The following is a 4650-nucleotide window of genomic DNA, read 5'->3' on the forward strand; positions in this document are numbered from 1 at the left end:
CCCAGCAACTCCGGACTCGACGGCCGCGGCAGTCCGCGCGCGGCGGCGGGTCAGGCGTGCGGCCCCGCGATGAACGCACGGATGCTCTCGATCGGGATCTTGGGGCGCCGGTCGTCGGTGACGAGGCCGTTGGTCTCCTGCCCGGTGTCGGCCAGCTGCGTGTAGCAGAAGCCGGCGAGCACCGGACTGGCCAGCGTCGCCTCCACGAGCGCGCCGACGCGCCGGCCGAAGTCCTCGGCGCTCGAGGCCGCCGAGTAGCCCCAGGCGCCGTCCACCTCGTGCGCACGGTCGACGAACGAGACGCCGCCGAACTCGGTGAGCATCACGGGAGCGTTCAGGTCGCGCGTGCCCGCTACGAGCATCCGGCGCCCCGCTGGGCCGAGTCCCTCGAACAGTCGGCCGACCGCCTCGGGCGATCCGTAGCGCGCCGCGACGACGGGGGCGGACGCCTCGTAGTCGTGCACCGACAGGATGTCCGAGTCCACGTGCTCCCAGCCGTCGTTCGAGATCACCGGGCGGGTGGGGTCGAGGGCCTTCGTCAGGTGCACGAGCGCGGCCGCATAGTCGCGCATCCGGGCGTCGTGCGCGAGGTGCTGCACGCCCCAGCTCTCGTTGATCGGCACCCACGTGACGATCGATGGATGCGAGTAGTCGCGGTCGACGATGGCTGTCCACTCGCGCATGGTGCGCGTGACGGCGGCGGGCGTGAACTCGTAGGCGGCGGGGGACTCTCCCCAGATGAGCAGGCCGAGGGTGTCGGCGAAGAAGAGGAAGCGCGGGTCCTCGTATTTCTGGTGGAGGCGGGCGGCGTTGAAGCCGAGGTCCTTGATGAGCTGGGCCTCCGCACGCAGACCGTCGACCGAGGGCGCGGCCAGGTGCGACTCGGGCCAGTAGCCCTGATTGAGCACCGAGCGCACGTAGTACGGCCGGTCGTTGAGGAGGAAGCGGCCGCCGGCGACACCGGCCGAACGCAGCCCGAGGTATGAGAGCACCGTGTCGTCGCCGAGGGTCACCCGGGCGTCGATGAGCCGCGGATGCTCGGGCGACCAGAGCAGCTGCTCGTACGCCTGACCGTTTCGCTGCACCGGGAGAGGAACCGTCACCTCGACCGAGCGGCCTGTCGCCGGCACGCGAACCGACCCGAGAGTCTCGCCCTCGAACGCCAGCGCGATCGACAGCTCTGTGCCATCCGGTGCCGGCCGGCTGAGGGCGATTCGGGCGCTCACGGTCGCGTCCAGCACGTTCGGCGTCCAGTGGAGCTGCTCGATCGCGACCGGCGGGACCGCCTCGAGCCAGACCGGCTGCCAGATCCCGGTGGTGCGGTGGTACCAGATCACGTGCGGTTCCAGCTGCCAGTCCTGCTTGCCGCGCGGCTGGGACAGGTCGGACGGGTCGTCCTCGGCGCGCACCACGATCGAGGTCACCGTGTCGTGCGCGACGACGGCGTCCACGCCGCGGCCGACCAGCTCGGTGATGTCGAGCGCGAACGGCGAGCCGCCGCCTTCGTGCGTGCCGGCCAGCCGGCCGCCGACCCAGACGGAAGCGCGATAGTCCACGGCGCCGAAGTGCAGGATCAGCCGCTTCGTCGATCCGTGTCCGGCCGCTTCGAGGTCGGCCTGGCGGATGGTTCGCCGGTACCACACGACCGGGTGGAACGTCGGGTCGCCGATTCCGGAGGCCGGCGACTCGGGCGGGAACGGCACGACGATGGTGCGAGCGAACGGGTCGCCGTCGGTGCCGGCCTTCGAGCCCGCGAACCAGGACTCGCGCACGCCGGCATCCTCGTCGTCGTGCGCGAACGCCCATTCGCCGGCCAGGTCGCACCACTGCTCGCGCACGAGCTGAGGGCGGGGATAGGTTCCGTCAAACGTGCTGGCCGCGTCGAAGATCATGACGACTATCGTGCCCTACAAATGCAGCGCTGTAAAACGCCGAATCAAAACGGGTCCGAAGCCGCTCCCGCAGACCGGCGTTCCCCGCGTCTCACCCGGTTCGTGGGCCGGGAGACTCAGACCGCCGGCGCACTCTCGCGGGTCACGAGCTCGAAGCCGACGAGCTCATGCCGCCCCATGGCCGTCAGGCCGTCGATCCGCTCCTGCAGCATGCCGAGCGCACGCGACGCGAGGGCGGTCAGGTCGGGAGCGATGGTGGTGATGCTCGGGAAGGTGACCGCTGTCATCATCGTGTTGTCCCATCCGGTGATCGCGACATCGCCGGGCACGCGCAGCCCGCGCTCTTGAAGTGCGCGCAAGGCGCCGATGGCGGCCAGGTCGTCACGGCACATGATCGCGTCGACCTCCAGCCCTGCGTCGAGCGCGGCGCCGACGGCCGTGGCTGCGTCGATCGGCGAGATCGCCAGGGTCGGGATGAGCAACCCGGGGTCCGCCGCGAGGCCTGCGTCTTCGAGCGCCGCCTGGTAGCCGGCGATGCGCAGCTCGGAGGTGCGGGAGAAGTGCACCTGTTCGTGACCGGCGAAGGCGATCCGCCGCCGGCCGAGAGCGAGGAGGTGCCCCGTCGCCTCGCGGGCGGCCGCCACGTTGTCGATCATCACGCGGTCGATGCTGAGCGGGGCGGCGCCCTCGCCCAGGATGACCATCGGGATGTCGGTGCGGGTCTGGGCGAGCTCGGCCGAGCTCATCACGCTGGGCTGGAAGATCACGCCGTCGACCAGCCCGGCCTCGCTGCTGGAGACGACGGCGCGTTCGCCTTCGAGGGTGCCGTCGGTCTGCTCGAGGAGCACCCGGTAGCCCTGTTCTTCGGCCAGATCGGACACGCGGCGCGCCAGCTCGGCGAAGTAAGGGAGGGTCACGTCGGCGAACGCGAGGGCGAGCAGTCCGGTGCGGCCGGTGGCGAGGCGGCGGCCCAGCATGTTGGGCCGGTAGCCGAGCTCGTCGATCGCGCGCTGCACCCGCTCGCGCATCCGGGGGCTGACATGCTGGTAGTCGTGCACCACGTTGGAGACGGTCTTCATCGAGACGCCGGCCAGCTCGGCGACATCCTGCAACCGGACACCGGCCATGGCGACTCCTCTCGTACCGAGAACTCTACTGTCCGTGAGCCCGCCCGGTGATTCTCTCCCGGCTGCCGGGTTGACAGCAAATTTCTAGCGCTGTAATTTAGCGGGAGCGCGGCGCTCGATCTGCGATCTGCGCGAGTCACTCACGATCCGCGCGAGCCGTTTACGGCCGTTCAAGGGCACTCAAGGGAGAGAATCACATGAAGAAACGATCTGCAGGGCGGCTCGTGGCCGCCGCCGTGGCTGTGGGCGTCGGCCTCGCGCTCAGCGCGTGCGGCAGCTCGGGCGGTACCGGCGGCGAGGTGACCGGCGGCGACTACACAGGCCCGCAGGTCACCGTCACGTTCTGGAATGGCTGGACGGGCGGCGCCGCACCGGTGCTCGTGCCGAAGCTCGTCGAGAAGTTCAACTCCGAGCACAAGAACATCGTCGTCAAAGACGTGCCCATGGAGTGGGCGGACCTCGCCAAGAAGATGCCGCTCGCGGTCAAGGCAGGCAAGGGCCCGGATGTGGCGGTCGCCCACGGCGACGACATCGCCACCTACGCGGCCCAGGGCCTGCTCCTCAAGAGCGACGCCATCGTCAAATCGCTCGGCTACAGCGCAGCCGACTTCCCGGAGGGTCTCATGAAGGCCGGGGCCTACAAGGGCGCCCAGTACGGCATCCCGTGGAGCGTCACCCCGCTGGGCCTCTACGTGAACAAGGACGTGCTCCAGAAGGCCGGCGTCGACCCGTCGACCATTCCCGCCGACAAGGCGAGCTACCTGGCCGCGCTCGCCAAGCTGAAGACCGCCGGAGTCCAGGGCGAGTGGGTCGACGGCTACGTCTTCACCGGCACGTTCGAGTTCCAGTCGCTGCTCTGGCAGTTCGGCGGCGACCTCTTCAACAGCGACGTCACCAAGGCGACGTTCAACTCGGACGCCGGTGTGCAGGCGCTCACCCACATGACCGACCTGATCAAGCAGGGCTACAGCCCCGCCAATGTCGCGCAGGACGGCAACATCAACGCGCTCATCGCGGGTAAGACCGCCTTCAACTGGAACGGTGTGTGGCAGACCACGAACACCGCGTTCGGCAAGCTGAACTGGACGGCCACGGCCGTTCCGCAGATCGGCACCGAGAAGGCTGTGTGGTCGAGTTCCACCCACTGGATGTTCATGAACAACAAGGGCCAGGACAAGAACAAGACCGCGGCCGCCGCCACGTTCGTGAAATGGATGAACGACAACTCGGCCGGCTGGCCCGAGACCGGAGAGCTCCCCGCCAGCAACACCGTGCGCGACGACCCGGCCCTGGTGAAGAAATACCCGAACCTCAAGCCGTTCCTCGACGAGCTGCCGTACGCCCACTACGAGACGTCCGCTCCCGGCATCACGAGCGTGACCGCCACGGTCACGACCGCGGTCAACGAGGCGATCACCGGCAAGAAGTCGCCGAAGCAGGCACTCGACGACGCGGTCGCCAAGGCGAACACGCTGCTCGAGCAGAACAAGCAGACCTATGGCGAATGAGCTCGCAGCAGAGGTGGGGGGCCCGCCCCGGGGCCGGGGGGCCCCCCCCGGGGGCCCCCCCGGGGCCCGCGCCCCCGCCGCCCGCCCCCCCCAAACCGCGGGCCGGGTGGGGGGGGCGCGTGC

At 69.6% G+C, this 4650-nt stretch carries 3 protein-coding genes; 1 reads left to right on the forward strand and 2 read right to left on the reverse strand.

The annotated features are described in order from the left end of the window. Nucleotides 1-50: 50 nt before the first annotated feature. A complete protein-coding gene (locus ACFVV5_RS05415; RefSeq protein WP_387240135.1) occupies nucleotides 51-1892 on the reverse strand; it encodes a glycoside hydrolase family 2 protein in 1842 nt (613 codons plus the stop codon). Nucleotides 1893-2008: 116 nt separating this feature from the next. Beyond that, entirely contained in the window at nucleotides 2009-3019 is a 1011-nt protein-coding gene (locus ACFVV5_RS05420; protein ID WP_387240138.1) for a LacI family DNA-binding transcriptional regulator, read from the reverse strand. Nucleotides 3020-3216: 197 nt separating this feature from the next. Here ACFVV5_RS05420 and ACFVV5_RS05425 point away from each other — a divergent pair, with 197 nt between their 5' ends. Beyond that, nucleotides 3217-4527: an ABC transporter substrate-binding protein gene (locus tag ACFVV5_RS05425; RefSeq protein WP_387240141.1), complete on the forward strand. Its 1311-nt coding sequence runs from the start codon at nucleotides 3217-3219 to the stop codon at nucleotides 4525-4527. Nucleotides 4528-4650: the final 123 nt, after the last annotated feature.

Origin of the sequence: Leifsonia sp. NPDC058248, assembly GCF_042881905.1 — a bacterium.
Classification (GTDB): Bacteria; Actinomycetota; Actinomycetes; order Actinomycetales; family Microbacteriaceae; genus Leifsonia.

Bases quoted from the DNA above. Each gene is read 5' to 3' on its own strand.
- ACFVV5_RS05415 (WP_387240135.1), bottom strand. From the start codon at position 1,892: ATGATCTTCGACGCGGCCAGCACGTTTGACGGAACCTATCCCCGCCCT.
- ACFVV5_RS05420 (WP_387240138.1), bottom strand. From the start codon at position 3,019: ATGGCCGGTGTCCGGTTGCAGGATGTCGCCGAGCTGGCCGGCGTCTCG.
- ACFVV5_RS05425 (WP_387240141.1), top strand. From the start codon at position 3,217: ATGAAGAAACGATCTGCAGGGCGGCTCGTGGCCGCCGCCGTGGCTGTG.